The following is a 25,843-nucleotide window of genomic DNA, read 5'->3' on the forward strand; positions in this document are numbered from 1 at the left end:
GGAATCGTTCGACCGTATTGACCACTTAACAGAGGAAGAGAAAGCTGAGGCAGTTAAGAAAGTCAACGAAGCCCTAAAAGCAGCGAAATCGAATGTTGACGCAGCAAATACGAAAGCTAAAGTAGATGAAGCGAAGGCTAGTGGCTTAGGAAACATCAAGGGTGTCAGTGCCACTGCGGCAACTCACCAAGCAGCGATTCAGGAGTTAGAGCAAGCAGCAACAACTAAGAGGGAATCGTTCGACCGTATTGACCACTTAACAGAGGAAGAGAAAGCTGAGGCAGTTAAGAAAGTCAACGAAGCCCTAAAAGCAGCGAAATCGAATGTTGACGCAGCAAATACGAAAGCTAAAGTAGATGAAGCGAAGGCTAGTGGCTTAGGAAACATCAAGGGTGTCAGTGCCACTGCGGCAACCAACGCCAACGCTAAGGAAGAACTACGCAGAAAAGCGCAAGAGAAGAAAGCGGAGTTGGCAAACATCAAACACTTGACTACAGAAGAGCTGAACGAAACCAATCGGAAAGTTGAAGAAACCTTAAGAAAAGCTGAGGGCGAAGTCGATAAAGCGAAAGACCAAACTTCTGTAGAGAGTGCTAAGAACGATGGCTTAAGCGCCCTTGATAAAATTCTTGACGATATCATTGCTCGTATTAACCAAGGAAACTCATACATACCAGGTAATGGTGGCAATCAAGCAGGTTCAGATAGTAGAGGGGATACGGCTAGCCAAGGAGATAGACCAGCTCCATCTGGTGATGGCAGTCAAGGTGATGCAAATAACCAAGATCGGCCTACTACTCCAAACGCTCCTGCTCATTCGGGAAATTCGACGGATCAAGCTACTGGTCCATCTGCTCAACAGAGGGGAACAGGAAATTCGACAGAAGCAGAGTCTCCACAAGGGCTATCTGGAAGTTCTGTGACGGCTCCAGCTCGTAGCCGTAGAAGTGTAGCTTTCGCTGGAGGCGCTCAATCGAGTCAAGAGAAACAGGTTGATAAATCCGTCTTAAGAGATTTGATTCAAGACTTGGAAACTCGTTTGAAAGACTTGGATGGTATTGATCAATCTGTCATCGACGCTGCGAAGGTCATTCTCGGAGAGGGTCAAGAAGCCCTTAGAAATACTGACTTGACAGAGGCAGGCTTGAAAGAGATGACTGCCAAGATCAAAGAAGCACTCGAATCCTTGAAAGGCAAGCAAGCGACTAAGGATGAAGAAGAAACGAAACAAACAAGGAAAGAGCAAGGTCATCTTCCATACGGTACGATGATTGGCAGCCTTCTCGCCCTTCTTGGTCTCCTTCTCTTCCTCATCGCGCGTCGTAAGAAAGAGTCAGAACTCAAGAAATTGACCAAGGAATTAACTAAGGTTCTGCAAGAAAGCGACCTTATAAATGTAGATGCGAAAGTTCTCGACAAAGCACGAGAAACTCTCGCTCAAGCAGTTGCCTTCCTAGCCAATGAGAAAGAGTCTGACCACACAGAAGAGGAGTTGATTGATAAACTCAAAGCTATTCTTGCTCAGTTAAGATAAGTCAAACTTAGACGAGTTGGAAACTAGCTAGAATAGTGATTGATAGAATGTTGGAAAAACTCAATTTGAGGTGAACATTCAGAAAATCTTTCTCTGATAAAACGCATAATATCAAGCTTTTTAAGGCAAGGTATTATGCGTTTTTATCATTTTAAAACTTTTTGTTCCATCCTTTTTGTGATATTTTTCTCTCATTTCACAAATATTTCATATTTAGATTTTATAATAAGATATAGCTTTCCAGTTTTTACTATACTTTGATATTCAAATATGTTATACTATGATTATCAAAGTAAATGAAAGGGGTTACGAACATGACGCCAGAAGAAATGTACCTGACAGATCGATTGGACGTACAGATAGCTCATTTTTTAAAGAAAAGCGTTCAACATCGTAGACGCTATAAGGTATTAAAAATAACAGAAATCGTGGCAGGTTTCCTCATAGCTGTCTTTTGTGCTGTTCCTATGCCAGGTGATCGCTACCGTTTGATTTCGGTTGCCTTATCCAGTTTAGGCTTGCTGTGTGAAGGGATTCTCAATTTGTATAATGCAAAGGAACATTGGATTTCTTACCAAAAGACTGCGCAACTCCTGGAGAGAGAAAAATTCCTCTATCAATGCCAAACAGAGAAATATGCAGGAAAAACCAAGGCTTTTGCCCTATTTGTCAAGACATGCGAAGGTCTTATCTCAGAGGAAATCAACCAGTGGGAAAGTATCCAGTCAAAAGAAGTGGCAGCTAGTGCAGATGCTCCAGAGAAAAAAGAGTAGGAGGTGGAGGAAATGTCTCAATCCAGCTACCTATTGCCCTTGCTCTGGTTGAAAAAAGAAGCCGACAAGGAAAAGATGAGCGCAACTCAGTGCCAGATATTTTTCTTTTATTATCAACTGTTTGAACTCTTATTTGCTAGAGAAAGCGACTTGAGAGACTTATGTCTGGGAAGGCAAGGTTTTTATTTCTCGCAGTTAGAGAAAGATTTGCTTTCTGGAGTTTCCCACTTTCTAAAAAACTTGGAGGGAAAAGGGACTCTCAAGGCTAATCAAGAAGTATCAGCTCGCAAAGCCCTTTTTCTAGCCTTGACAACTAGCCAGTCAGATTGGCAAGAGTTAGCTCCTGTTTTTGATTTTTATCAGGCTGTAGGGAGACTTGAACATCCTTCTCTCTTGAGTTCTCAGGACAGACAATATCTGATGTGGATTTACCAGTCAGCTTTGGAGAAGGATTATAGTGTCAAGGTAATTGGCGACAAGCATTTTGTATTGAAGAGACAAGATGCTACTAAATTGACAGCGCGCCAAACTCAAACTTTGGAAATTCTGAGTCAATCAGAAGACTTGGTCAATCCTGTCTATGTTACATTAGGAGAAAAGGGGGTGCTCTTGCTTGATTAAGAGAGGAGATGTTGTAGCTCTTTATTTGCCTTTTCCGACTATTAGTAGCGATTTGGCTGTGAAGAATCATATGTATATTTGTATTGACAACAGTATGACTAAAAACAAAGAGTTGGTTAAAAATCAGACCTTCAAACCAGCCCTCTTGACCAGACGTTTGGTCAAGAACTTTATGATAGAAGAGCCGGATCTAGCTCGTAATCCTTTTACAAGACCAACCTTGATTGACTTAGATAAGGTATTTATGTTAGATAATACGGTCATTCCGACTTCTTATCTAGCCAGACGGCGACGCAATGTCTCAGAAGAATTGTACGAGGAAGTTTTGGATCACTTAGTCCAACCACGGCTGATTTCGCTGAACAAGTCTGAGTTTATGCAACTCAATCCAGGAACTTATTAGGAGGTAGAAGATGACAAATAAAGCAGTAAATGACTTTATACTAGCTATGGATTACGATAAAAAGAAACTCTTGACCCATCAGGGAGAAAGTATTGAAAATCGTTTCATCAAAGAGGGGAATCAGTTACCCGATGAGTTTGTTGTTATCGAAAGAAAGAAGCGGAGCCTGTCGACAAATACAAGTGATATTTCCGTGACGGCTACCAACGATAGTCGTCTCTATCCTGGAGCACTTCTCGTAGTGGATGAGACCTTGTTAGAGAATAATCCCACTCTTCTTGCGGTTGATCGTGCCCCGATGACTTATAGTATTGATTTGCCTGGTTTGGCAAGTAGTGATAGCTTTCTTCAAGTGGAAGATCCCAGCAATTCAAGTGTTCGCGGAGCAGTAAACGATTTGTTGGCCAAGTGGCATCAAGACTATGGTCAGGTCAATAATGTCCCAGCTAGAATGCAGTATGAAAAAATCACGGCTCACAGCATGGAACAACTCAAGGTCAAGTTTGGTTCTGACTTTGAAAAGACAGGGAATTCTCTTGATATTGATTTTAATTCTGTCCATTCGGGCGAAAAGCAGATTCAGATTGTCAATTTTAAGCAGATTTATTATACAGTCAGCGTAGATGCTGTTAAAAATCCAGGAGATGTATTTCAAGATACTGTAACGGTAGAGGATTTGAGGCAGAGAGGAATTTCTGCAGAGCGTCCTTTGGTCTATATTTCGAGTGTTGCTTACGGGCGTCAGGTCTATCTCAAGTTGGAGACTACGAGTAAGAGTGATGAAGTAGAGGCTGCTTTTGAAGCTTTGATAAAAGGAGTCAAGGTAGCTCCTCAGACAGAGTGGAAGCAGATTTTGGACAATACAGAAGTGAAGGCGGTTATTTTAGGGGGCGACCCGAGTTCGGGTGCCCGAGTTGTAACAGGCAAGGTGGATATGGTAGAGGACTTGATTCAAGAAGGCAGTCGCTTTACAGCAGATCACCCAGGCTTGCCGATTTCCTATACAACTTCTTTTTTACGGGACAATGTAGTTGCGACCTTTCAAAACAGTACAGACTATGTTGAGACTAAGGTGACAGCTTACAGAAACGGAGATTTACTCTTGGATCATAGTGGTGCCTATGTTGCTCAATATTACATTACTTGGGATGAATTATCCTATGATTATCAAGGTAAAGAAGTTTTGACTCCTAAGGCTTGGGACAGAAATGGGCAGGATTTGACGGCTCATTTTACCACTAGTATTCCTTTAAAAGGGAATGTTCGCAATCTCTCTGTCAAAATTAGGGAGTGTACAGGACTTGCCTGGGAATGGTGGCGTACGGTTTATGAAAAAACTGATTTGCCGCTAGTCCGTAAGCGGACGATTTCTATTTGGGGAACGACTCTTTATCCTCAGGTAGAAGATAAGGTAGAAAATGACTAGGAGAGAAGAATGTTTGCGACAAAAAGAGGCGATGCTCTCTCTGCGAATATCTGAAAGTTTATCTCTTGCCTAGCGATTTTCCTTTGGACTAGGCTCGTGATATTAAAATGAGTCTATCAAATAGGATGTGTAAAAAAGTAAAAAGGGTAGTGAAACTCCTTGCTATACAGGGGATTAGCTACCTTTTGCTTGTTTTAGAAGCTTTTCTATTGACTTCTTAGAATGCAATAGCGCCTATAAGAACTGTTGAATTTCAAAGTATTTACTTGAACTGTGATATGTCTGGAGTAGACTGTCAACAAAAGGTGCAGTATAATGGTTTTTATCGCTTATGTCTACAAACTCTAAACAGTAGTTTGAGCGGACTTTGTCAAACTTGGTAGAAACTTTCTATTTTCAGATAATGGTCTAGTTTGTTTTTTGAATGTTGATAAGGATGGAAAGGCAAGGAAATCTTGGCAACCAAAGTGCTATCCTAGTTGGATTTGCTGAATAAAATCCATTTCCTCTAGTGAAAATCGAAAAAACTTGTGTTATAATAAGAAAGATTAAAATGTGAAAAAAGGAGATTCCTAATGGGACGTAAATGGGCCAATATCGTAGCCAAGAAAACGGCTAAAGATGGAGCTAACTCTAAAGTATATGCAAAATTCGGTGTAGAAATCTATGTAGCAGCTAAAAAAGGTGATCCAGACCCAGAATCGAACACTGCTTTGAAATTCGTTATCGACCGTGCTAAACAAGCCCAAGTGCCAAAACACGTTATCGATAAAGCGATTGATAAAGCAAAAGGAAACACAGACGAAACCTTTACAGAAGGACGTTACGAAGGTTTTGGACCAAATGGTTCTATGTTGATTGTTGATACTTTGACTTCAAATGTCAACCGTACAGCGGCCAATGTCCGTGCAGCCTTTGGTAAAAACGGCGGGAACATGGGCGCTTCAGGTTCGGTTTCATACCTCTTTGACAACAAGGGAGTTATCGTATTTGCAGGTGAAGATGCCGATGCAGTCTTTGAGCAATTGCTAGAAGCAGATGTGGATGTGGACGATGTAGAAGCAGAAGAAGGAACAATCACTGTTTACACAGCTCCAACAGACCTTCACAAGGCTATTGTGGCCCTTCGTGAGTCAGGTGTCGAAGAATTCCAAGTGACAGAATTGGAAATGATTCCTCAGTCAGAAGTGGAATTGTCAGGCGATGACCTTGAAACCTTTGAAAAACTTTACAGCGTCCTTGAAGACGACGAAGACGTACAAAAGATCTACACAAACGTAGATGGATTCTAATTTAACCTAGAGAACATGATCCTAAGTGAAAAAATCACTTGGGATTTTTTGAATCAAGAAAATAGTTCTCTAGGAAACTTTTTCTTGACATCTCTTTTCAAAGTGGTAAAATAGTTCTCATGGAAACTTATTTAGTTCCTAGGAGAACTAAATGCAATGGTTAGAAAGGAGTTAGTATGGATAAACCCATGTTAGTCTTTAAGCGTTTTGGTCATCAGATTCACCTGATGGTGCAAAAGGAAGCCAAACGTTGTGGTATTGAATTTATGGGTGGGCCTCAAGGTCAGGTTGTTCGTTTTTTGGATAATCGTGAGAAAAACCAAGATTTGGTCTTGATTAAAGATATCGAGCAGGAACTCAATATTACCAAGTCTGTTGCTAGTAATTTGGTCAAGCGTATGGTGCAAAATGGTTTGGTGGAATTGGAGGCGAATCCTAGCGATAAGCGGGCAAAATTTGTTCGTTTGACGGACAAAGCACGTTCTCAAATGAAGCAGGTTAAGGCTTTTTTTGAACGAATAGACAAGCAGTTGATGGAAGACATTGATGAAGATGAATTACTGATTTTTGAGAAAGTCCTTGCTCAACTACAGGAAAATATCAAGGGAATAGGAGGAGAGAATGAAGAAATTAGCCAAACGAATTAGTAGAAAAGAATGGGGGATGATTTTACTAGCCATTCTCTTTACCTGCTTTTCGGTCTATCTGGAGTTGGAAGTGCCGACCTATATCTCGAAAATTACGGATTTGCTAGGAACTCAAGGTACCAACTTAGATGAGTTATGGCAACCAGCGGGTATGATGGTGGGAATGTCCTTTCTGGCCTTCTTGTCCTCAGTTGCAGTTGGATTTTTTGCGTCCAGAGTGGCGGCTTCTTATACTAGTAGGTTGAGAAGTGATATTTTTAACCGAGTTTTAGACTACTCGCAGACAGAGATTAAGAAATTCTCTATTCCAAGTCTCTTAACTCGTACAACCAATGACATTACTCAAGTTCAGATGTTGATTACCATGGGCTTGCAAGTGGTTACGCGTGGTCCGATTATGGCTATCTGGGCCATCGGGAAGATTTTAGGCCATTCAGAATACTGGCTCTGGGCCGTTCTTGTGGCAGTGATTGTCAACGTTTTGATGACGACAGTCTTGATGACGTTAGCCTTTCCAAAACAGTCCTTGATTCAAAGTCTGACTGATAAACTGAACAGTATTACTCGTGAAAGTTTAACAGGTATTCGCGTCGTTCGTGCCTACAATGCAGAGGATTACCAAAATGAAAAATTTGCAGCAGCAAATGATGAATTGACACGCTTGAATTTGTTTGTCAACCGTCTCATGGCTATTTTGAATCCCATCATGATGGGAATTTCAAGTGGTTTGAGTGTGGCGATTTACTGGATTGGGGCCTATGTGATTAACGACGCTGCTCCGATAGCGCGTCTGCTTCTCTTTAGTGACATGATTGTTTTCATGTCTTATGCTATGCAGGTTGTCATGGGATTCCTTCTCATGGGAGCACTCTTCATCGTTCTTCCCCGAACTATGGTCTCTGCTAAGCGGATTAATCAAGTTTTAGATTTGCATTCTTCTATCCAAAACCCTGCTCAAGTGCAGCTGGCTGATGAAAACCTCAAAGGTCAGGTCGAATTTAAGGATGTGACCTTCCGATATGCGGCAAATTCGGAGGCGGTTATTGAGAATGTTAGCTTTAGAGCAGAAGCTGGTCAAACAGTGGCCTTTATTGGGTCAACAGGTTCTGGTAAATCAACTCTGGTCAATCTGATTCCACGATTCTACGACGTATCAGCAGGAGAAATTCTGGTGGACGGTGTCAATGTTCAAGAATATGCCTTAGAAGATTTGCGCAACAAGGTTGGTTATATTCCCCAGAAAGCGGTTCTCTTTTCAGGTGATGTCAAGGGTAATCTAGACTTTGGACAGAGTCAAGAAACACCGCTTAGTGAGCAGGCTATGTGGCAGGCTTTGGAATTGGCTCAGTCTAAGAACTTTATCGAAGACAAGGAAGCGGGCTTAGCGTCAGAAGTGACCCAAGGAGGAACCAACTTCTCAGGTGGTCAAAGACAGCGTCTAGCAATTGCGCGTGCCTTAGCTCGGAAGCCAGAAATCCTCATCTTTGATGACTCCTTCTCAGCCTTGGACTACAAGACAGACCGTGTCCTACGCCAAGAGCTAGCAGAGAAAACCAAGTCTATGACCAAGCTTATCGTCGCACAGCGTATTTCAACGATTATGGATGCTGATTTGATTTTGGTCTTGGATCAAGGTAAAGTCGTGGGACAAGGCACCCACAAGGAACTTCTAGCTAATAACGAAGTTTACCAAGAAATTGCCTATTCACAACTATCGAAGGAGGAATTGGAACATGGAAAATAAGAAAATGTATCTCTGGAAACAGAGTAAACCCTATCTTGCAGGCCTCCAGTTTGCCCTTCTGATAGCCTTTCTAGCAACAATCGTATCCAATATCATTACTGTATATGGTCCAACCCGCATCAAGGAAATGACTAATATTATTGCCAGTGGTCTGGAAACAAGTGTGGATGTCGTGGCGGTTGCAGCTATTGGTGGTTTTTTAGCCGTGATTTATGTGATTGGACTTCTATCAAATTATTTGCAGGCCTTTCTGTTTACAACAGCCATTCAACGTTTTTCAGAGCGTTTGAGAAGAGCTATTGCAGAGAAAATCAATAGCCTACCATTGGGATATTTTGATGGACATTCTCAAGGAGATACCTTGTCTCGTGTGACCAATGATGTTGACACTGCAGCCCAGTCCCTTAATCAAAGTCTGGGAACAGTTCTTTCATCCACTTTACTGGTCTTAGCAGTCTTGGTAACCATGTTTGGGATGAACTGGATTTTGGCCTTGGTGACGGTTGTGTCAACTCTTGTTGGCTTTGCTTTCGTGTCTGTCTTTATGGGCAAATCCCAGGGCTTCTTTAAGAGTCAGCAACAGGATTTGGCAGCTGTCAATGGCTATGTGGAGGAAGTGTACTCTGGCCATAATGTGGTGACCAGTTACAATGCTATCGAGAGTACGAAAGAAGAGTTTGCGAAATTAAACAATCGTCTGTATGATAGTATCTGGAAATCTCAGTTTATTTCAGGGATTATGATGCCGATTATGATGTTTATTGGGAACTTTAGCTATGCCTTGGTGATTATCGTTGGTGCAGCCTTGGCTTTAAATGGACACATCAGTATCGGGATTATCGTTGCCTTTATGGCCTACGTTCGTATCTTTTCTCAACCTCTTTCACAAATCGCCCAAGGAATTACCAGTCTTCAGCAGGCTAGTGCGGCCATGGGACGTGTCTTTGAATTTCTAGCTGAAGAGGAGATGGAAGATGAATTCTATAAAGCAAGACAATTGAGCGATGTGAAAGGTCAAGTGGTCTTTGATAGAGTTTCCTTTGGTTACACACCAGAGCGAACTATTATCCATGACTTTTCTGCGACCGCTCATGCAGGTCAAAAGATTGCGATTGTCGGACCGACTGGGGCTGGTAAGACAACTATTGTCAATCTTTTGATGAAGTTCTATGAGATTGATAAGGGAAGTATCCGCATCGATGGTGTGGATACCAAAGAGATGAAGCGTTCGGAAGTACACGATGCCTTTTCAATGGTCTTGCAGGACACTTGGCTCTTTGAAGGAACCATTCGCGACAATCTTATCTATAACCAAAAAGGTATCAGTGATGAGCGCGTGATTGAAGCCAGCAAGGCTGTAGGGATTCACCACTTTATTATGACACTACCAGATGGTTACGATACAGTCTTGGATGATACAGTGACCTTGTCTGTCGGGCAAAAACAACTCTTAACTATTGCTCGTGCTTTGTTAAAAGATGCGCCACTCTTGATTTTGGATGAGGCGACTTCTTCTGTTGATACCCGTACAGAGGAATTGATTCAGAAAGCCATGGATCGTTTGATGGAGGGAAGAACTTCCTTTGTCATCGCCCACCGCTTGTCTACCATCCGAAATGCTGATTTGATTCTCGTCATGAAAGATGGCAATATCATCGAGCAAGGAAATCATGATGAGCTGATGGCGCAAGCTGGTTTCTACGCTGACCTCTATAACAGTCAGTTTACAGAAGACGAAGCAGAAGAATAAATCCAAAGAAGGCTTGACGGCCTTCTTTTTCTGCACTATACTAGAAGATAAGTGTTTCCCTGCAAGCAAAATTTGAGTAAGTAATGAGAAAATATATGAAAAATTATCAAGAATGGTATGACCATATTGCTGCTAATATTGAAAATAAGCTCTTTCTTCTGAGCCTGTTAAGAACTTTCAATCGGTTCATGACAGTAGTTATGCCTATAGTTTATCTGACCTTGTTAGCAATTATCTATCTCCAACAAGGACTTGGGAAACAAGTCTTGATCTATGTGTTTATCCCTGCATCAGGTTTTGTGATTTTGTCCTTTCTTCGTAAGAAAATCAATGCTCCTAGGCCTTATGAGGAATGGGATATTAAACCCTTGCTTGACAGAGATAGTCCTGGTCAGTCTATGCCCAGTCGTCATGTCTTTTCAGCAACCATTATCTCCATGGCTTGCTTGCATGCTAGTCTAACTATGGGGATGATTTGTTTGACATTATCAGCCTTCCTCGGTCTAGTGAGAGTCTTAGGGGGAGTGCATTATCCCAAGGATGTAGTAGTTGGTTATATTTGTGGTCTTGCGTGGGGTGTGATTTTCTTTCTATTTTGACCTGTAAGTTAAGGTGGCCATACAACCACTTACGAGTCTAAAGTAACCACTTGCTTTTTTGCTCTTGTTTTCTTATTTTGGCTTTGATATAGTAGAGTTAGAAAGGAGATGGAATGAAGTTACGAATCGAAATTGACAGCAATTTAGAGGAAACTGAAATTATCATCAAGGCAGCGACTTTGACAGATGAGATTGCAGATTTACAGCGGCTCTTGCAAGAGTCCAAGTCTCCTCGGTTGATTTTTTACAAGGGGACGGGCGAATATTATCTGGACTTGTCGGAAATTCTCTTCTTTGAGACGGAAGGCAGCAAGATTTATGCCCATACCCAGAAAGATGCCTACGAGGTTCGGCTTAAACTCTATGAGTTAGAGGCTATCCTTCCTCGTTATTTTAGTCGGGTATCCAAGTCAACGATCGCTAATATTCGGCAAGTTTATTCGGTGGACAAGTCCTTTTCAGGAACGGGCACCATTTCCTTTTATCAGACCCACAAGGAGGTTCATGTGTCACGGCATTACCAATCCCTCCTAAAAGAAAATCTAAGAAACATGAGGTAATAAGATGAAAAAGAAAGCATTTGGTATTGTGTTGCTTATTTTGGCGGCTTTAATATTATTACAGGGGAATTTTGGGATCCCTTCTCTTGGAGGGCACATTTGGCCCTTGCTTGGTATTGCATTTTTTGCCTATCAATCAGTTGAAGCTTTGCTTCGTCGTCATCTGACATCAGCAGTTTTTACAACTTTTGTAGCTCTCATGATTGCTAATCATTTTTATGACATTTTACCGATTCCAAATCAGACGCTAATCTGGGCAGGAGTTCTAATTGTTCTCGGAGTAAACATGCTGACTTATTCTAACAGAACTTGGAATGGAAAAAAATGGTGGTATGATGGTAAAAAGACCATTCTGACAGACAAGGAAGTTGCTTTTGGAAGTGGGACTTTCTATAAACAAGATCAAGATCTTGTAGACGACCAAGTAGAAGTTGCTTTTGGAAATGCAAAAATCTACTATGACAATGCAGAGATGTTGGGTGATTTTGCTACTCTGGATATCGAAGTTGCTTTTGGAAATGCAACCGTCTATGTTCCACAACACTGGCGTGTCGATTTGAAAGTAGAAACATCCTTTGGTGCAGCCAAGGCGGACGCTCCTGTAGCTCCAACAAGCAAAACCTTGATTATTCGCGGGGAAGTGGCCTTTGGGAAGTTAGGAATTGTCTACGTTAAATAAAAAAATCTTCCAATTCCCTTGCAAAAATGAAGAAAGTGTGATAACATAGTACGGTATGTGGTGCTAGCACATCCGCTATATTAGATCTAATAGGAGGAAAACACAATGGCTAAAGTATGTTACTTTACAGGTCGTAAGACTGTATCAGGAAACAACCGTTCACACGCGATGAACCAAACAAAACGTGCCGTAAAACCAAACCTTCAAAAAGTTACTGTTCTTATCGATGGTAAACCTAAAAAAGTTTGGGCTTCAGCTCGTGCTTTGAAATCAGGTAAAGTTGAACGCGTTTAATAATAAAAGCAAGGAGACCTCAGGGTCTTTTTCTTTTGTCATAGCGAAAAAATCATTTTAAAAGCAGAGTAAATATCCGCTGATACAGTATTCTGCTTTTACACTTGGGCTGAAATATGATAAAATAGAGTATCAACTAGTTGAGGTAAAAAGGATGACTGTAAAAATCAATACAAAAGATGGTCAAATCGAACTAACAGATGAAGTAATTGCAACTGTCGTAGGCGGTGCAACAACTGAGATTTTTGGTGTGGTCGGTATGGCTAGTAAAAATGCCCTCAAAGATAATTTCCAAGCCCTTCTAGGTAAGGAAAATTATTCTAAAGGTGTCGTCGTAAAGGCAGCCGAAGATGGCAGCATTGCAGTTGATGTGTATACCGTGTTGAGCTACGGAACAAAGATTAGTGAAGTGTCAAAAAACATTCAAGAGCGTGTTGCCTTTAGCTTGGAAAACCAGCTTGGAATTACTGCTCAGACTGTAAATGTCTACATTCAAAATATCAAAGTTGTAGGAGAATAACCGTGTCAAAAATTACTACTAGCTTATTTCAAGAAATGGTGCAGGCTGCATCAACTCGCTTGAATAAGCAAGCTGAATATGTCAATTCATTAAACGTCTTCCCTGTTCCAGATGGAGATACTGGAACAAACATGGGGATGACCATTGAAAATGGTGCTAAAGAAGTTGCAGACAAGCCAGCTTCTACAGTTGGAGAGGTAGCGAGCATTCTTGCCAAAGGGCTTTTGATGGGTGCGCGTGGGAACTCAGGTGTTATTACGTCTCAGCTTTTCCGTGGATTTTCACAAGCCATCAAGGATAAAGACGAGTTAACAGGTCAAGACTTGGCCCTTGCTTTCCAATCAGGTGTGGAAGTTGCCTATAAGGCAGTTATGAAACCAGTTGAAGGAACGATTTTGACAGTTTCTCGTGGGGCTGCTATCGGTGCTAAGAAAAAAGCTGAGCAAACCAATGACGCTGTTGAAGTCATGCGCGCAGCCTTGGAAGGTGCTAAAACAGCTCTAGCTAAAACACCAGACATGCTTCCAGTCTTGAAAGAAGTTGGTGTTGTGGACTCAGGTGGTCAAGGATTGGTCTTCATCTACGAAGGTTTCCTTTCAGCCCTTACTGGCGAATATATTGCATCTGAGGACTTTGTAGCGACTCCGGCCAACATGAGTGAGATGATCAATGCAGAGCATCATAAGTCTGTGGCTGGTCACGTAGCGACTGAGGATATAACGTTTGGTTACTGTACTGAAATCATGGTAGCTCTTAAGCAAGGTCCAACCTATGCTAAAGATTTTGACTACGATGAATTCCGTAACTACTTGAATGAGCTTGGGGATTCTCTCCTTGTTGTCAATGATGATGAAATTGTCAAAGTTCATGTCCATACAGAAGATCCAGGACTTGTTATGCAAGAAGGTCTCAAATATGGTAGCTTGGTAAAGGTAAAAGTTGACAATATGCGTAACCAACACGAAGCACAGGTTGAGAAAGAAGCTACTCAAGTTAGCAAGCCTGCTGAAGAAAAAGAGTATGCTTTGATTGCTGTAGTGGCTGGTAAAGGTCTAGCAGATATATTCCGTTCTCAAGGTGTGGATTATGTTATCGAAGGTGGTCAAACTATGAACCCTTCAACTGAAGACTTTATCAAGGCTGTTGAACAGGTCAACGCTCGTAACATCATCTTCCTGCCAAACAACAAAAACATCTTCATGGCAGCTCAATCTGCAGCAGAAGTTTTGGAGCAACCAGCAGTAGTGGTAGAAGCTCGTACTCTTCCTCAAGGTTTGACAAGTCTTCTTGCCTTTGATCCAAGCAAGTCCATCGAAGAAAACCAAGAGCGTATGACAGCTGCTCTTAGCGATGTTGTTAGTGGAAGCGTCACAACAGCCGTTCGTGATACAACCATTGATGGCTTAGAAATCCATGAAAATGATAATCTAGGTATGGTGGATGGAAAAATTCTCGTGTCAAACCCTGACATGCACCAAACCTTGACAGAAACTTTGAAACATATGTTGGATGAAGATAGTGAAATCGTAACCTTCTATGTCGGTGAAGACGGAAGCGAAGAACTTGCCAATGAAATTGCTCAAGAAATCGCAGAAGAATTCGAAGACGTTGAAGTCGAGATTCACCAAGGTCAACAACCTGTTTACCCATACCTATTTAGTGTGGAATAAGATTAATGAAGGACTGAGAAATCAGTTCTTTTTTCTTTTTAAATAATGAAATCGGTATCTTTTAAATAAAAACCAAAATAACATTCATAAATAAACGTTAAAATAGAAAATTCAGAAAATTTCTTCTTTTGTCTTGAAAATTTTTGAAAAAATGGTATGATAGTAACAAGTTATTTTTAAGAGGAAAGAAAGGGGAACAATGGAGAAAATCAGTTTAGAATCTCCTAAGACGGGGTCGGACCTAGTTTTGGAAACACTTCGTGATTTAGGAATTGATACCATCTTTGGTTATCCTGGTGGTGCGGTCTTGCCTTTTTATGATGCGATATATAATTTTAAAGGCATTCGCCACATTCTAGGGCGCCATGAGCAAGGTTGTTTGCATGAAGCTGAAGGTTATGCCAAATCAACTGGAAAGTTGGGTGTTGCCGTCGTCACTAGTGGACCAGGAGCAACAAATGCCATTACAGGGATTGCAGATGCCATGAGCGATAGCGTTCCCCTTTTGGTCTTTACAGGTCAGGTGGCGCGAGCAGGGATTGGGAAGGATGCCTTTCAGGAGGCAGATATCGTGGGAATTACCATGCCAATCACTAAGTACAATTACCAAGTTCGTGAGACGGCTGATATTCCGCGTATCATTACGGAAGCTGTCCATATTGCAACTACAGGTCGACCAGGGCCAGTTGTCATTGACCTGCCTAAAGATGTATCTGCTTTAGAAACAGACTTCATCTATTCACCAGAAGTGAACCTACCAAGCTATCAGCCAACTCTTGAGCCAAATGATATGCAAATCAAGAAAATCTTGAAGCAATTATCCAAGGCTAAAAAGCCAGTCTTGTTAGCTGGTGGTGGGATTAGTTATGCTGAAGCGGCCGCAGAATTAAATGAATTTGCAGAACGCTATCAAATTCCAGTGGTAACCAGTCTCTTAGGGCAAGGTACGATTGCAACGAGTCACCCACTCTTCCTTGGAATGGGAGGCATGCACGGGTCATTCGCAGCTAATATTGCCATGACGGAAGCGGACTTTATGATTAGTATTGGTTGTCGTTTCGATGACCGTTTGACAGGAAATCCAAAGACTTTTGCTAAGAATGCTAAGGTTGCCCACATTGATATTGACCCAGCCGAGATTGGCAAGATTATCAGTGCAGATATTCCTGTTGTTGGAGATGCTAAGAAGGCCTTGCAAATGTTGCTGGCCGAACCAACAGTTCATAATAATACTGAGAAATGGATTGAGAAAGTCACTAAAGACAAGAACCGTGTTCGTTCTTATGATAAGAAAGAGCGTGTGGTTCAACCGCAAGCAGTTATTGAACGAATTGGTGAGTTGACTAATGGAGATGCCATTGTGGTAACAGACGTTGGTCAACACCAAATGTGGACAGCTCAGTATTATCCCTACCAAAATGAACGTCAGTTAGTGACTTCAGGTGGTTTGGGAACGATGGGATTTGGAATTCCAGCAGCAATCGGTGCTAAAATTGCTAACCCAGATAAGGAAGTAGTCTTGTTTGTTGGGGATGGTGGTTTCCAAATGACCAACCAGGAATTGGCTATTTTGAACATTTATAAGGTGCCAATCAAGGTGGTTATGCTGAACAACCACTCACTTGGAATGGTTCGCCAATGGCAGGAATCCTTCTATGAAGGTAGAACATCTGAGTCAGTCTTTGATACTCTTCCCGATTTCCAATTGATGGCACAAGCTTACGGTATTAAAAACTATAAATTTGACAATCCTGAGACCTTGGCTCAAGACCTTGAAGTCATCACTGAGAATGTTCCTATGCTAATCGAGGTAGATATTTCTCGTAAGGAACAGGTGTTACCAATGGTACCAGCTGGTAAGAGTAATCATGAGATGTTGGGGGTGAAGTTCCATGCGTAGAATGTTAACAGCAAAACTACAAAATCGTTCAGGAGTCCTCAATCGCTTTACCGGTGTCCTGTCTCGCCGTCAGGTTAATATCGAAAGTATCTCTGTTGGAGCAACAGAAGATCCGAATGTATCGCGTATCACCATTATTATTGATGTTGCTTCACATGATGAAGTGGAGCAAATCATCAAGCAACTCAATCGTCAGATTGATGTGATTCGCATTCGTGATATTACGGATAAACCACACTTGGAGCGCGAGGTGATTTTGGTGAAGATGTCAGCGCCAGCTGAGAAGCGTGCTGAGATTCTAGCGATTATTCAACCTTTCCGTGCAACAGTGGTAGACGTAGCACCAAGCTCGATTACCATTCAGATGACAGGAAATGCTGAAAAGAGTGAAGCTCTATTGCGAGTCATTCGACCATACGGTATTCGCAATATTGCTCGAACGGGTGCAACTGGATTTACCCGTGATTAACACTCTTCGAAAATCTCTTCAAATCACGTCAGCTTTGCCTTGCCGTACTCAAGTACAGCCTGCGGCTAGCTTCCTAATTTGCTCTTTGATTTTCATTGAGTATAAAAATATTTTAAATTTGTTAAACCAGCCTAAAAGGCAATAAATAATAGAAAAGAGAGAAAAACTATGGCAGTTCAAATGGAATACGAAAAAGATGTTAAAGTAGCAGCACTTGATGGTAAAAAAATCGCCGTTATCGGTTATGGTTCGCAAGGACATGCGCATGCTCAAAACTTGCGTGATTCAGGTCGCGATGTCATCATCGGTGTACGTCCAGGTAAATCTTTTGACAAAGCAAAAGAAGATGGATTTGACACTTACACAGTAGCAGAAGCTACTAAATTGGCTGACGTTATCATGATTTTGGCACCAGACGAAATCCAACAAGAATTGTACGAAGCAGAAATCGCTCCAAACTTGGAAGCTGGAAATGCAGTTGGATTTGCCCATGGTTTCAACATCCACTTTGAATTTATCAAAGTTCCTGCAGATGTAGATGTCTTCATGTGTGCTCCTAAAGGACCAGGACACTTGGTACGTCGTACTTATGAAGAAGGATTTGGTGTTCCAGCTCTTTATGCAGTATACCAAGATGCAACAGGAAATGCGAAAAACATTGCTATGGACTGGTGTAAAGGTGTTGGAGCAGCTCGTGTAGGTCTTCTTGAAACAACTTATAAAGAAGAAACTGAAGAAGATTTGTTTGGTGAACAAGCTGTACTTTGTGGTGGTTTGACTGCCCTTATCGAAGCAGGTTTCGAAGTCTTGACAGAAGCAGGCTACGCTCCAGAATTGGCATACTTTGAAGTTCTTCACGAAATGAAATTGATCGTTGACTTGATCTACGAAGGTGGATTCAAGAAAATGCGTCAATCAATTTCAAACACTGCTGAGTACGGTGACTATGTATCAGGTCCACGTGTAATCACTGAACAAGTTAAAGAAAATATGAAGGCTGTCTTGGCAGACATTCAAAATGGTAAATTTGCAAATGACTTTGTAAATGACTATAAAGCTGGACGTCCAAAATTGACTGCTTACCGTGAACAAGCAGCTAACCTTGAAATTGAAAAAGTTGGTGCAGAATTGCGTAAAGCAATGCCATTCGTTGGTAAAAACGACGATGATGCATTTAAAATCTATAACTAATTGATAGAAATTAAGGTGAAGGCGAGTTGGGGGACTAACTCGCTTTTATAATCAATTCATCTCACTTTTAAGGGGATGGATTGCGATAAGTATGAAATAGTCTAGGAGAAAAAGATGTTAAGTTCAAAAGATATAATCAAGGCTCACAAGGTCTTGAATGGTGTGGTTGTGAATACCCCACTGGATTACGACCATTATTTATCGGAGAAGTATGGTGCTAAGATTTATTTGAAAAAGGAAAATGCCCAACGTGTTCGTTCTTTTAAAATTCGTGGTGCCTATTATGCTATTTCTCAGCTCAGCAAGGAAGAGCGTGAGCGTGGGGTAGTCTGTGCCTCTGCGGGAAATCATGCGCAGGGAGTAGCCTATACCTGTAATGAAATGAAAATTCCTGCTACTATTTTTATGCCCATTACTACTCCGCAACAAAAGATTGGTCAAGTTCGCTTTTTTGGTGGGGATTTCGTAACCATTAAACTAGTTGGAGATACCTTTGATGCCTCAGCTAAAGCAGCTCAAGAATTTACAGTCTCTGAAAATCGTACCTTTATTGATCCCTTTGATGATGCTCATGTCCAAGCAGGTCAAGGAACAGTTGCTTATGAGATTTTAGAAGAAGCTCGAAAAGAATCGATTGATTTTGATGCTGTCTTGGTTCCTGTTGGTGGTGGCGGTCTCATTGCTGGGGTTTCTACCTATATCAAGGAAACAAGTCCAGAGATTGAAGTCATTGGGGTAGAGGCGAATGGAGCGCGTTCTATGAAGGCTGCTTTTGAGGCTGGAGGTCCAGTCAAACTCAAGGAAATTGATAAATTTGCGGATGGGATTGCTGTGCAAAAGGTAGGACAGTTGACCTATGAGGCAACTCGTCAACATGTTCAAACTTTGGTAGGTGTCGATGAGGGATTGATTTCTGAAACCTTGATTGACCTCTACTCTAAGCAAGGGATTGTTGCAGAACCTGCTGGAGCAGCTAGTATCGCATCTCTAGAGGTTTTGGCTGAATATATCAAAGGGAAAACCATTTGTTGTATCATTTCTGGAGGAAATAATGATATCAACCGTATGCCAGAAATGGAAGAACGTGCCTTGATTTATGATGGCATCAAGCATTACTTTGTGGTCAATTTTCCACAGCGTCCAGGTGCTCTGCGTGAGTTTGTAAATGATATCCTGGGGCCAAATGATGATATCACACGTTTTGAGTATATCAAACGAGCTAGCAAGGGAACAGGCCCAGTCTTAATTGGGATCGCTTTAGCAGATAAGCATGATTATGCAGGTTTGATCCGTAGAATGGAAGGTTTTGATCCGGCTTATATTAACTTAAATGGGAATGAAACGCTTTATAATATGCTTGTCTGAGGACTAATAAAAAAATATCATATTATTTGCACAACTGATGTATAGGTGCTATAATGAAGATGAAGAAAGGGGGCGATTCCTATGGTTTTAGGAAGCTTATCGTGCAATTCTTACTTCTGTTCATTATAGCATTTATGATGTTTGGCTCAGATTTCCATCCTTCATTTTGATTTCCCGTCTATTTTGAAAAGTAAACTCACACGGTCTTTAAGATGTGATTTGATTTCTTTTTATTGACAAATATACCATATTAAAAGGATATATAAGTAATTGACTGAGCTTATCTGTCTTGTTATCTTTATTAAGGATGGTTTAGAGAATCAGGTGTTTGGTTTTAAGTTAGCACCTCAATATCCAAATGCGTGATGAGTTTGAATAATATAAGGAATAGCTATCTATCAGATGATTTATTGAGGAAGAAAGATAGGAGTTCTTGAGCTAGTGAAGGCTTTGATTTCTAAGGGTTAGGGCTGTCATCTTCAGTTCTTAAATCGAAGAAATAAGCTATCTTACGGAAATAGGGAAGCATTTTTTAAAAGCTTGAATAATTTTGCACCTCAAGAGGGTAATAATACAATATTTTTATTAGCAAATATTTATGGTGTAGAGGTTAGCAAAACCTATATATTATCGGCTTTAAAAAGGAAGTAAGAAAATTCTGAACTAATTATTTTCGTTGAATATATGTTTTTTTATTGACAAAAGTAGTAAAAACGTATACAATTAAATATTGTAAAGAAGAAAATAGGAGAAAAACATGGCTAAGTCAAACTTTGAAAAAGTAGAATCAGTTGTTGGCTGGGTTCGTGATAAGAAAATCACAGGCTACCGTATCTCTAAAGAAACGAATGCGCGTGAAATGTCTATCATTGCTCTGGCGCAGGGTCGTGCAAAAGTAAAGAATATTTCATTTGAAACAGCCCTAGGCTTAATTGATTTCTATGAAAAAAATCATGAAAAATTTGAAGATTAATCTTTGGATACCGGCGGATTCTTGACCCTCAAGTAGTAGAGATAGAGAATCTGCCTTTTCGTTTTGAACAGCAAAAAGACTGCACGGTTGATGCAGCCTTTTCTTTTTATTTGAGATAGCGTTGAAGGAACTCTTTTGTACGGTCTTCTTTAGGATTGGTGAAGAGGTCTTCTGGTTTACCTTCTTCAGCAATCACACCTTTATCCATAAAGATAACACGGTGAGAGACATCACGAGCGAATTCCATTTCATGGGTTACGACAATCATGGTCAAGCCTTCCTGAGCTAGGTCCTGCATGATTTTGAGGACTTCTCCAACCATTTCTGGATCGAGAGCTGATGTTGGTTCATCAAAGAGAATAGCGTCCGGATTCATGGAGAGGGCACGAGCGATGGCCACACGTTGTTTTTGACCACCTGAGAGTTGTTTTGGTTTGGCTTGCCAGTAGCGTTCTCCCATGCCGACTTTTTCCAAGTTTTCTTTGGCAATCTTTTCAGCTTCTGTGCGTTCGCGTTTAAGGACAGTTGTCTGAGCGACGATTGTGTTTTCAAGAACGTTGAGATTTTCAAAGAGGTTAAAGGATTGGAACACCATCCCCAACTTTTCACGGTATTGCGTGAGGTCATAGCCTTTTTCGAGGACGTTTTGTCCATGATAAAGGATTTGTCCATCAGTTGGTGTTTCAAGTAGGTTAATGGAGCGTAGGAAGGTCGATTTCCCGCTTCCAGAGCTTCCGATGATAGAGATAACTTCTCCCTTGTGGACAGTGAGAGAAATGTCTTTTAGCACTTCGTTTTGTCCATAGGATTTTTTGAGGTGTTTAATTTCAAGGATTGCTTGGGTCATTATTTCAAATCCTCCGTTTGCATTTGGTTAGCACCTGTCGTATAGGTATCCATGTCCATTCGGCGTTCGATGAAGCGTAGGATACGTGTTACGGTGAAGGTGAGGACAAAGTAAATCACGGCGATGATTGTAAATGTCTGGAAGTATTGATAGGTTTGCGTTGCCACGGTATTTCCTGAGAAATAAAGTTCGACAACAGAGATAACGTTCAATACAGATGTATCTTTGATATTGATGACAAATTCATTACCAGTTGCTGGTAGGATATTGCGGACAACCTGAGGTAGGACAATCTTACGCATGGTTTGGTTATGAGTCATACCAAGAGCAGTCGCAGCTTCAAATTGTCCCTTGTCAACTGCTAGGATACCACCGCGGACGATTTCAGTCATGTAGGCACCGGTGTTGATCGAAACGATGAAGATAGCAGCTAGTGTACGGTCAAGGTTGATTCCGAAAGCTTGGGCAGTTCCATAGTAGATAACCATCGATTGAACGATCATTGGCGTACCACGGAAAATTTCAATGTAGACATTGAGGATCCAGCCGACTAGTTTTTGTAGGCCATAAATGGCTTTATTTTCAGAGAGAGGAGCAGTACGGAAGACACCAATGGCAAGTCCAATAATGAGACCTGTGATGGTTCCGACAATAGAGATTAAAAGAGTGATACCAGCACCACGCAAGAGTTGTTGCCAGTTTTCAGAAAGAATTTTAGTGACTTGGCTAAAGAAACTACTGCTAGTCTCTTCAGTTGTTGTAGCTTCGGCAGGTTGTTCCTTGATCATACGATCCATCAAGGCAACTTGATCGTCCTTTGAAATGGTTTCAATGCTGGCATTGATTTGGCTAATACGATTGTCATCTTTACGAAGTCCAATGGCGATAGCTGTATCTTCTTCCCCAGTTTTGAAACCTGGTTCTACTTGGACCATCTTGAACTTAGAGTTCGCAGCTTCAGCAGTCAGAGCTTCTGGGCGTTCAGAAACATAGGCATCGATGACACCAGCCTCAAGAGCTTGGCGCATTTGAGCGAAGTCTCCCATGGCTGTTTCTTTTTTAGCACCTGGGATTTGTGCAATCAAGTCATAAAGGTAGACACCTTGTTGAGAAGTGATTTTCGCACCATTAAAGTCATCTAAAGATTTAGCATTTGCGTAGGCAGAATCTTTTTTGACTAGTAGAACTGGTTCGCTAGTGTAGTAACTGCTTGAAAAGGCAATTTCTTGTTTGCGTTCGGCAGTTGGACTCATACCTGCGATAATCATGTCAATCTTACCAGAAGTAAGGGCAGGAACTAGACCTTCCCACTTGGTTTTAACAACCAAAGGTTCTTTGCCTAAGTCCTTAGCGATTTTCTTGGCAATTTGGACATCGTATCCGTTAGCATACTGGTTAGTCCCATCGATTTTGACAGCCCCATTGCTATCATCGTCCTGGGTCCAGTTAAAGGGAGCATATGCTGCTTCCATTCCGATGCGTAAATATTCATCGGCTTGGGCAACATTGACAAGTCCTAGCATCAGCAAGAGACTTGTGAAAATAGATAAGTATATTTTTCTCATGATTTCTCCTATTTCTAATCTATTAAAAAATAACTGTCTCCTATTTTATCGAAAAAAACTCTATTTTTCAATATAGGTAAGCCCTTACTTGAGAAAAAATGATATAATGATAGCAAAGATAAAAAAGGGGCTTAGTTGATGAAAAAAACTTTTTTCTTACTGATGTTTGGCTTGTTTTGCCTTCTGCCATTTTCTGTTTTCGCCATTGATTTCAAGATAAACTCTTATCAAGGGGATTTGTATATTCATGCAGATAATACGGCAGAATTTAGACAGAAGATAGTTTATCAGTTTGAGGAGGACTTTAAGGGGCAAATCGTGGGACTGGGACGTGCTGGCAAGATGCCTAGTGGATTTGACATTGACCCTCATCCAAAGGTTCAGGCATCGAAAAATGGTGCTGAACTAGCAGACGTTACTAGCGAAGTGATAGAAGGCGCAGATGGTTATACTGTTAAAGTTTATAATCCAGGTCAGGAGGGTGACACAGTTGAAGTTGACCTTGTCTGGAATTTAAAGAACTTGCTTTTTCTTTATGAAGATATCGCTGAATTAAATTGGCAACCTTTAACAGACAGTTCAGGGGCTATTGGAAAGTTTGAATTTCATGTAAGGGGAGAAAAGGAGGCTGAAAAACTCTACTTCCATACAGGGAAACTCTTTAAAGAAGGAACGATTGAAAAGAGTAACCTTGATTATACTATTCGTTTAGATAATCTTCCGTCTAAGCGTGGAGTTGAATTGCATGCCTATTGGCCTCGAACTGATTTTGCTAGCGCTACGGATCAGGGCTTGAAAGGAAATCGTTTAGAAGAGTTTAATAAGATAGAAGACTCGATTGTTAGAGAAAAAGATCAGAGTATGCAGCTCGTCACTTGGGTGTTTCCTTTGATACTTTCCATTTCCTTGTTATTGAGTGTCTGCTTCTATTTTATTTATAGAAGAAAGACCACTCCTTCAGTCAAATATGCCAAAAATCATCGTCTCTATGAGCCACCAATGGAATTAGAACCAATGGTTTTATCGGAGGCTATTTACTCGACCTCCTTGGAGGAAGTGAGTCCCTTAGTCAAGGGGGCTGGCAAATTTACCTTTGACCAACTTATTCAAGCTACCTTGCTAGATGTGATAGACCGTGGGAATGTTTCTATTATTTCAGAAGGAGATGCAGTTGGCTTGAGACTGGTGAAAGAAGATGGCTTGTCAAGTTTTGAGATAGACTGTCTAAATCTGGCCTTTTCAGGCAAAAAAGAAGCAACTCTTTCCAATTTGTTTGCGGATTACAAGGTATCTGATAGTCTTTATCGTAGAGCAAAAGCCTCTGATGAAAAACGGATTCAAGCAAAGGGGCTTCAACTCAAATCTTCTTTTGAAGAAGTATTGAACCAGATGCAAGAAGGAGTGAGAAAACGAGTTTCCTTCTGGGGGCTCCCAGATTATTATCGTCCTTTAACTGGTGGGGAAAAGGCCTTGCAAGTGGGTATGGGACTCTCTACTATCTTGCCTTTATTTATCGGATTTGGTTTGTTCTTGTACAGTTTGGATGTTTATGGCTATCTTTACCTCCCCTTGCCAATACTTGGTTTTCTAGGTTTGGTTTTGGCTGTTTTCTATTATTGGAAGCTTCGTCTAGATAATCGTGATGGTGTCCTAAATGAAGCAGGGGCAGAAGTCTACTATCTCTGGACCAGTTTTGAAAATATGTTGCGTGAGATTGCACGATTGGATCAGGCTGAATTGGAAAGTATTGTGGTCTGGAATCGCCTCTTGGTCTATGCGACTTTATTTGGCTATGCGGACAAGGTCAGCCATTTGATGAAGGTTCATCATATCCAAGTGGAAAATCCAGATATCAACCTCTATGTAGCTTATGGTTGGCATAGTATGTTTTATCATTCAAGTGCGCAAATGAGCCATTATGCCAGCGTCGCAAACACAGCAAGTACCTATTCCGTATCTTCTGGAAGTGGAAGTTCTGGCGGTGGCTTCTCTGGAGGAGGAGGCGGTGGCAGTATCGGTGCCTTTTAAAGAGAACTGCCATATACTGAAAAAGTATGCTATAATGGAAGATAGAAAAAGGAGTAATCTATGTATCTTATTGAAATTTTAAAATCTATCTTCTTCGGGATTGTTGAAGGAATTACGGAATGGTTGCCGATTTCGAGTACAGGTCACTTGATTTTAGCAGAGGAGTTTATCCAATACCAAAATCAAAATGAAGCCTTTATGTCCATGTTTAATGTCGTGATTCAGCTTGGTGCTATTTTAGCGGTTATGGTCATTTACTTTAACAAGCTCAATCCTTTCAAATCGACTAAGGATAAGCAGGAAGTTCGTAAGACTTGGAGACTGTGGTTGAAGGTCTTGGTTGCCACTTTGCCTTTACTTGCCGTCTTTAAATTTGATGATTGGTTTGATACCCACTTCCATAACATGGTTTCTGTTGCTCTCATGTTGATTATCTACGGGATTGCCTTTATCTATTTGGAAAAGCGCAATAAAGCGCGTGCTATCGAGCCAAGTGTAACAGAGTTGGACAAGCTTCCTTATACGACAGCCTTCTATATCGGTCTCTTCCAAGTTCTTGCCCTTTTACCAGGAACTAGCCGTTCTGGAGCAACGATTGTCGGCGGTTTATTGAATGGAACTAGTCGTTCTGTTGTGACAGAATTTACCTTCTATCTTGGAATTCCTGTTATGTTTGGAGCTAGTGCACTAAAGATTTTCAAATTTGTAAAAGCAGGACAACTCTTGAGCTTTGGGCAATTATTCTTGCTCTTGGTTGCGATGGGAGTAGCTTTTGCAGTCAGCATGGTGGCTATTCGTTTCTTGACAAGCTATGTGAAAAAACACGACTTTACCCTTTTTGGTAAATACCGCATCGTACTTGGTAGCATCTTATTGCTTTATAGCTTTGTCCGATTATTTGTATAAGAAAAAACCTTGAAGGGCCAACTCTTCAAGGTTTTATACTCTTAGAAAATCTCTTCAAACCGCGTCAGCTTTATCTGCAACCTCAAA

Annotated in this window: 24 protein-coding genes and 1 pseudogene; 23 read left to right on the forward strand and 2 right to left on the reverse strand. The window is 41.1% G+C overall.

Annotated features, from left to right (window positions below; translation table 11 throughout):
• From HT685_RS01930 to HT685_RS02025, 21 genes and pseudogenes are all read left to right on the forward strand, one after another.
• Window positions 1–1,534: DUF1542 domain-containing protein (locus tag HT685_RS01930; RefSeq protein ID WP_173278934.1), on the forward strand; the 1,534-nt coding region annotated here is incomplete at its 5' end.
• A gap of 314 nt (window positions 1,535–1,848) precedes the next feature.
• Complete coding sequence (locus tag HT685_RS01935) at window positions 1,849–2,307, forward strand: DUF4231 domain-containing protein (RefSeq protein ID WP_173278935.1); 459 nt, start codon at window positions 1,849–1,851, stop codon at window positions 2,305–2,307.
• A 12-nt stretch (window positions 2,308–2,319) separates the two neighbouring features.
• Window positions 2,320–2,928, forward strand: coding sequence for a hypothetical protein (locus HT685_RS01940; protein WP_173278936.1), 609 nt, complete (start codon window positions 2,320–2,322; stop codon window positions 2,926–2,928).
• On the forward strand, window positions 2,921–3,331 hold the full coding sequence (locus HT685_RS01945) for a hypothetical protein (RefSeq protein WP_023936458.1): 411 nt from the start codon (window positions 2,921–2,923) through the stop codon (window positions 3,329–3,331). The genes HT685_RS01940 and HT685_RS01945 overlap by 8 nt, the downstream gene beginning before the upstream one ends.
• A 10-nt stretch (window positions 3,332–3,341) precedes the next feature.
• Window positions 3,342–4,757 (forward strand): cholesterol-dependent cytolysin pneumolysin, encoded by a 1,416-nt coding sequence (ply, locus tag HT685_RS01950; RefSeq protein WP_173269795.1) that lies wholly within the window; start codon window positions 3,342–3,344, stop codon window positions 4,755–4,757.
• Window positions 4,758–5,332: 575 nt separating this feature from the next.
• Complete coding sequence (locus tag HT685_RS01955; protein ID WP_049524687.1) at window positions 5,333–6,049, forward strand: YebC/PmpR family DNA-binding transcriptional regulator; 717 nt, start codon at window positions 5,333–5,335, stop codon at window positions 6,047–6,049.
• Between the two features lie 176 nt (window positions 6,050–6,225).
• Window positions 6,226–6,696 carry a MarR family winged helix-turn-helix transcriptional regulator gene (locus HT685_RS01960; protein ID WP_138699431.1) on the forward strand — a complete coding sequence of 157 codons (471 nt, stop codon included), beginning with the start codon at window positions 6,226–6,228 and terminating at the stop codon, window positions 6,694–6,696.
• Window positions 6,671–8,440, forward strand: a complete 1,770-nt coding sequence (locus tag HT685_RS01965; protein WP_173278937.1) for an ABC transporter ATP-binding protein — start codon at window positions 6,671–6,673, stop codon at window positions 8,438–8,440. The genes HT685_RS01960 and HT685_RS01965 overlap by 26 nt, the downstream gene beginning before the upstream one ends.
• Window positions 8,430–10,190, forward strand: coding sequence for an ABC transporter ATP-binding protein (locus HT685_RS01970; RefSeq protein WP_173226180.1), 1,761 nt, complete (start codon window positions 8,430–8,432; stop codon window positions 10,188–10,190). The genes HT685_RS01965 and HT685_RS01970 overlap by 11 nt, the downstream gene beginning before the upstream one ends.
• Before the next feature lie 95 nt (window positions 10,191–10,285).
• Complete coding sequence (locus HT685_RS01975; RefSeq protein WP_173226182.1) at window positions 10,286–10,789, forward strand: phosphatase PAP2 family protein; 504 nt, start codon at window positions 10,286–10,288, stop codon at window positions 10,787–10,789.
• Window positions 10,790–10,902: 113 nt separating this feature from the next.
• Window positions 10,903–11,349 carry a LytTR family DNA-binding domain-containing protein gene (locus HT685_RS01980; RefSeq protein WP_033684350.1) on the forward strand — a complete coding sequence of 149 codons (447 nt, stop codon included), beginning with the start codon at window positions 10,903–10,905 and terminating at the stop codon, window positions 11,347–11,349.
• A gap of 4 nt (window positions 11,350–11,353) precedes the next feature.
• Complete coding sequence (locus HT685_RS01985; RefSeq protein WP_173226184.1) at window positions 11,354–12,028, forward strand: hypothetical protein; 675 nt, start codon at window positions 11,354–11,356, stop codon at window positions 12,026–12,028.
• A gap of 105 nt (window positions 12,029–12,133) precedes the next feature.
• A complete protein-coding gene (gene rpmB / locus HT685_RS01990) occupies window positions 12,134–12,322 on the forward strand; it encodes a 50S ribosomal protein L28 (RefSeq protein WP_001140948.1) in 189 nt (62 codons plus the stop codon).
• Window positions 12,323–12,476: 154 nt separating this feature from the next.
• The gene (locus tag HT685_RS01995; protein WP_050089938.1) at window positions 12,477–12,842 is read left to right on the forward strand and encodes an Asp23/Gls24 family envelope stress response protein; all 366 of its coding nucleotides are present in this window, start codon (window positions 12,477–12,479) and stop codon (window positions 12,840–12,842) included.
• A gap of 2 nt (window positions 12,843–12,844) precedes the next feature.
• Window positions 12,845–14,512 carry a DAK2 domain-containing protein gene (locus HT685_RS02000; protein WP_173226186.1) on the forward strand — a complete coding sequence of 556 codons (1,668 nt, stop codon included), beginning with the start codon at window positions 12,845–12,847 and terminating at the stop codon, window positions 14,510–14,512.
• A gap of 199 nt (window positions 14,513–14,711) precedes the next feature.
• Window positions 14,712–16,412 (forward strand): acetolactate synthase large subunit, encoded by a 1,701-nt coding sequence (locus tag HT685_RS02005; RefSeq protein WP_033682350.1) that lies wholly within the window; start codon window positions 14,712–14,714, stop codon window positions 16,410–16,412.
• Window positions 16,405–16,881: an acetolactate synthase small subunit gene (gene ilvN, locus HT685_RS02010; protein ID WP_001253803.1), complete on the forward strand. Its 477-nt coding sequence runs from the start codon at window positions 16,405–16,407 to the stop codon at window positions 16,879–16,881. The genes HT685_RS02005 and ilvN overlap by 8 nt, the downstream gene beginning before the upstream one ends.
• A gap of 168 nt (window positions 16,882–17,049) precedes the next feature.
• Window positions 17,050–18,072 (forward strand): ketol-acid reductoisomerase, encoded by a 1,023-nt coding sequence (ilvC, locus tag HT685_RS02015; RefSeq protein ID WP_000290683.1) that lies wholly within the window; start codon window positions 17,050–17,052, stop codon window positions 18,070–18,072.
• Window positions 18,073–18,186: 114 nt separating this feature from the next.
• Window positions 18,187–19,437, forward strand: coding sequence for a threonine ammonia-lyase IlvA (gene ilvA, locus HT685_RS02020; RefSeq protein ID WP_000952975.1), 1,251 nt, complete (start codon window positions 18,187–18,189; stop codon window positions 19,435–19,437).
• A gap of 537 nt (window positions 19,438–19,974) precedes the next feature.
• A pseudogene (locus HT685_RS10055) lies at window positions 19,975–20,088 on the forward strand (SPFH domain-containing protein); the annotation flags it as partial.
• A 106-nt stretch (window positions 20,089–20,194) separates the two neighbouring features.
• The gene (locus HT685_RS02025) at window positions 20,195–20,410 is read left to right on the forward strand and encodes a hypothetical protein (protein WP_001130036.1); all 216 of its coding nucleotides are present in this window, start codon (window positions 20,195–20,197) and stop codon (window positions 20,408–20,410) included.
• A 106-nt stretch (window positions 20,411–20,516) separates the two neighbouring features.
• Here HT685_RS02025 and HT685_RS02030 read toward each other — a convergent pair whose 3' ends face one another.
• Window positions 20,517–21,257, reverse strand: a complete 741-nt coding sequence (locus HT685_RS02030) for an amino acid ABC transporter ATP-binding protein (protein ID WP_000189477.1) — start codon at window positions 21,255–21,257, stop codon at window positions 20,517–20,519.
• Complete coding sequence (locus HT685_RS02035; protein WP_101785466.1) at window positions 21,257–22,822, reverse strand: ABC transporter substrate-binding protein/permease; 1,566 nt, start codon at window positions 22,820–22,822, stop codon at window positions 21,257–21,259. Before HT685_RS02035 ends, HT685_RS02030 begins: the two co-directional genes overlap by 1 nt.
• Window positions 22,823–22,960: 138 nt before the next feature.
• On the opposite strand from HT685_RS02035, the gene HT685_RS02040 reads away from it, so the two are divergent.
• Window positions 22,961–24,850: a DUF2207 domain-containing protein gene (locus HT685_RS02040; RefSeq protein WP_173226188.1), complete on the forward strand. Its 1,890-nt coding sequence runs from the start codon at window positions 22,961–22,963 to the stop codon at window positions 24,848–24,850.
• Window positions 24,851–24,910: 60 nt separating this feature from the next.
• Window positions 24,911–25,756 (forward strand): undecaprenyl-diphosphate phosphatase, encoded by an 846-nt coding sequence (locus HT685_RS02045; RefSeq protein WP_173226190.1) that lies wholly within the window; start codon window positions 24,911–24,913, stop codon window positions 25,754–25,756.
• Window positions 25,757–25,843 lie beyond the last annotated feature (87 nt).

This window comes from Streptococcus sp. 5004 (assembly GCF_013276755.1).
GTDB lineage: Bacteria > Bacillota > Bacilli > Lactobacillales > Streptococcaceae > Streptococcus.

Excerpts from the sequence above, each read along its gene's own strand:
- ply (WP_173269795.1), top strand. The coding sequence starts at position 3,342 with ATGACAAATAAAGCAGTAAATGACTTTATACTAGCTATGGATTACGAT.
- HT685_RS02035 (WP_101785466.1), bottom strand. The coding sequence starts at position 22,822 with ATGAGAAAAATATACTTATCTATTTTCACAAGTCTCTTGCTGATGCTA.
- HT685_RS01985 (WP_173226184.1), top strand. The coding sequence starts at position 11,354 with ATGAAAAAGAAAGCATTTGGTATTGTGTTGCTTATTTTGGCGGCTTTA.
- ilvA (WP_000952975.1), top strand. The coding sequence starts at position 18,187 with ATGTTAAGTTCAAAAGATATAATCAAGGCTCACAAGGTCTTGAATGGT.
- HT685_RS01960 (WP_138699431.1), top strand. The coding sequence starts at position 6,226 with ATGGATAAACCCATGTTAGTCTTTAAGCGTTTTGGTCATCAGATTCAC.
- HT685_RS01935 (WP_173278935.1), top strand. The coding sequence starts at position 1,849 with ATGACGCCAGAAGAAATGTACCTGACAGATCGATTGGACGTACAGATA.
- HT685_RS02040 (WP_173226188.1), top strand. The coding sequence starts at position 22,961 with ATGAAAAAAACTTTTTTCTTACTGATGTTTGGCTTGTTTTGCCTTCTG.
- HT685_RS02045 (WP_173226190.1), top strand. The coding sequence starts at position 24,911 with ATGTATCTTATTGAAATTTTAAAATCTATCTTCTTCGGGATTGTTGAA.
- HT685_RS01975 (WP_173226182.1), top strand. The coding sequence starts at position 10,286 with ATGAAAAATTATCAAGAATGGTATGACCATATTGCTGCTAATATTGAA.
- HT685_RS02005 (WP_033682350.1), top strand. The coding sequence starts at position 14,712 with ATGGAGAAAATCAGTTTAGAATCTCCTAAGACGGGGTCGGACCTAGTT.
- HT685_RS01970 (WP_173226180.1), top strand. The coding sequence starts at position 8,430 with ATGGAAAATAAGAAAATGTATCTCTGGAAACAGAGTAAACCCTATCTT.
- ilvN (WP_001253803.1), top strand. The coding sequence starts at position 16,405 with ATGCGTAGAATGTTAACAGCAAAACTACAAAATCGTTCAGGAGTCCTC.
- HT685_RS01940 (WP_173278936.1), top strand. The coding sequence starts at position 2,320 with ATGTCTCAATCCAGCTACCTATTGCCCTTGCTCTGGTTGAAAAAAGAA.
- ilvC (WP_000290683.1), top strand. The coding sequence starts at position 17,050 with ATGGCAGTTCAAATGGAATACGAAAAAGATGTTAAAGTAGCAGCACTT.
- HT685_RS02030 (WP_000189477.1), bottom strand. The coding sequence starts at position 21,257 with ATGACCCAAGCAATCCTTGAAATTAAACACCTCAAAAAATCCTATGGA.
- HT685_RS01995 (WP_050089938.1), top strand. The coding sequence starts at position 12,477 with ATGACTGTAAAAATCAATACAAAAGATGGTCAAATCGAACTAACAGAT.
- HT685_RS01980 (WP_033684350.1), top strand. The coding sequence starts at position 10,903 with ATGAAGTTACGAATCGAAATTGACAGCAATTTAGAGGAAACTGAAATT.
- HT685_RS01955 (WP_049524687.1), top strand. The coding sequence starts at position 5,333 with ATGGGACGTAAATGGGCCAATATCGTAGCCAAGAAAACGGCTAAAGAT.
- HT685_RS01965 (WP_173278937.1), top strand. The coding sequence starts at position 6,671 with ATGAAGAAATTAGCCAAACGAATTAGTAGAAAAGAATGGGGGATGATT.
- HT685_RS02025 (WP_001130036.1), top strand. The coding sequence starts at position 20,195 with ATGGCTAAGTCAAACTTTGAAAAAGTAGAATCAGTTGTTGGCTGGGTT.
- rpmB (WP_001140948.1), top strand. The coding sequence starts at position 12,134 with ATGGCTAAAGTATGTTACTTTACAGGTCGTAAGACTGTATCAGGAAAC.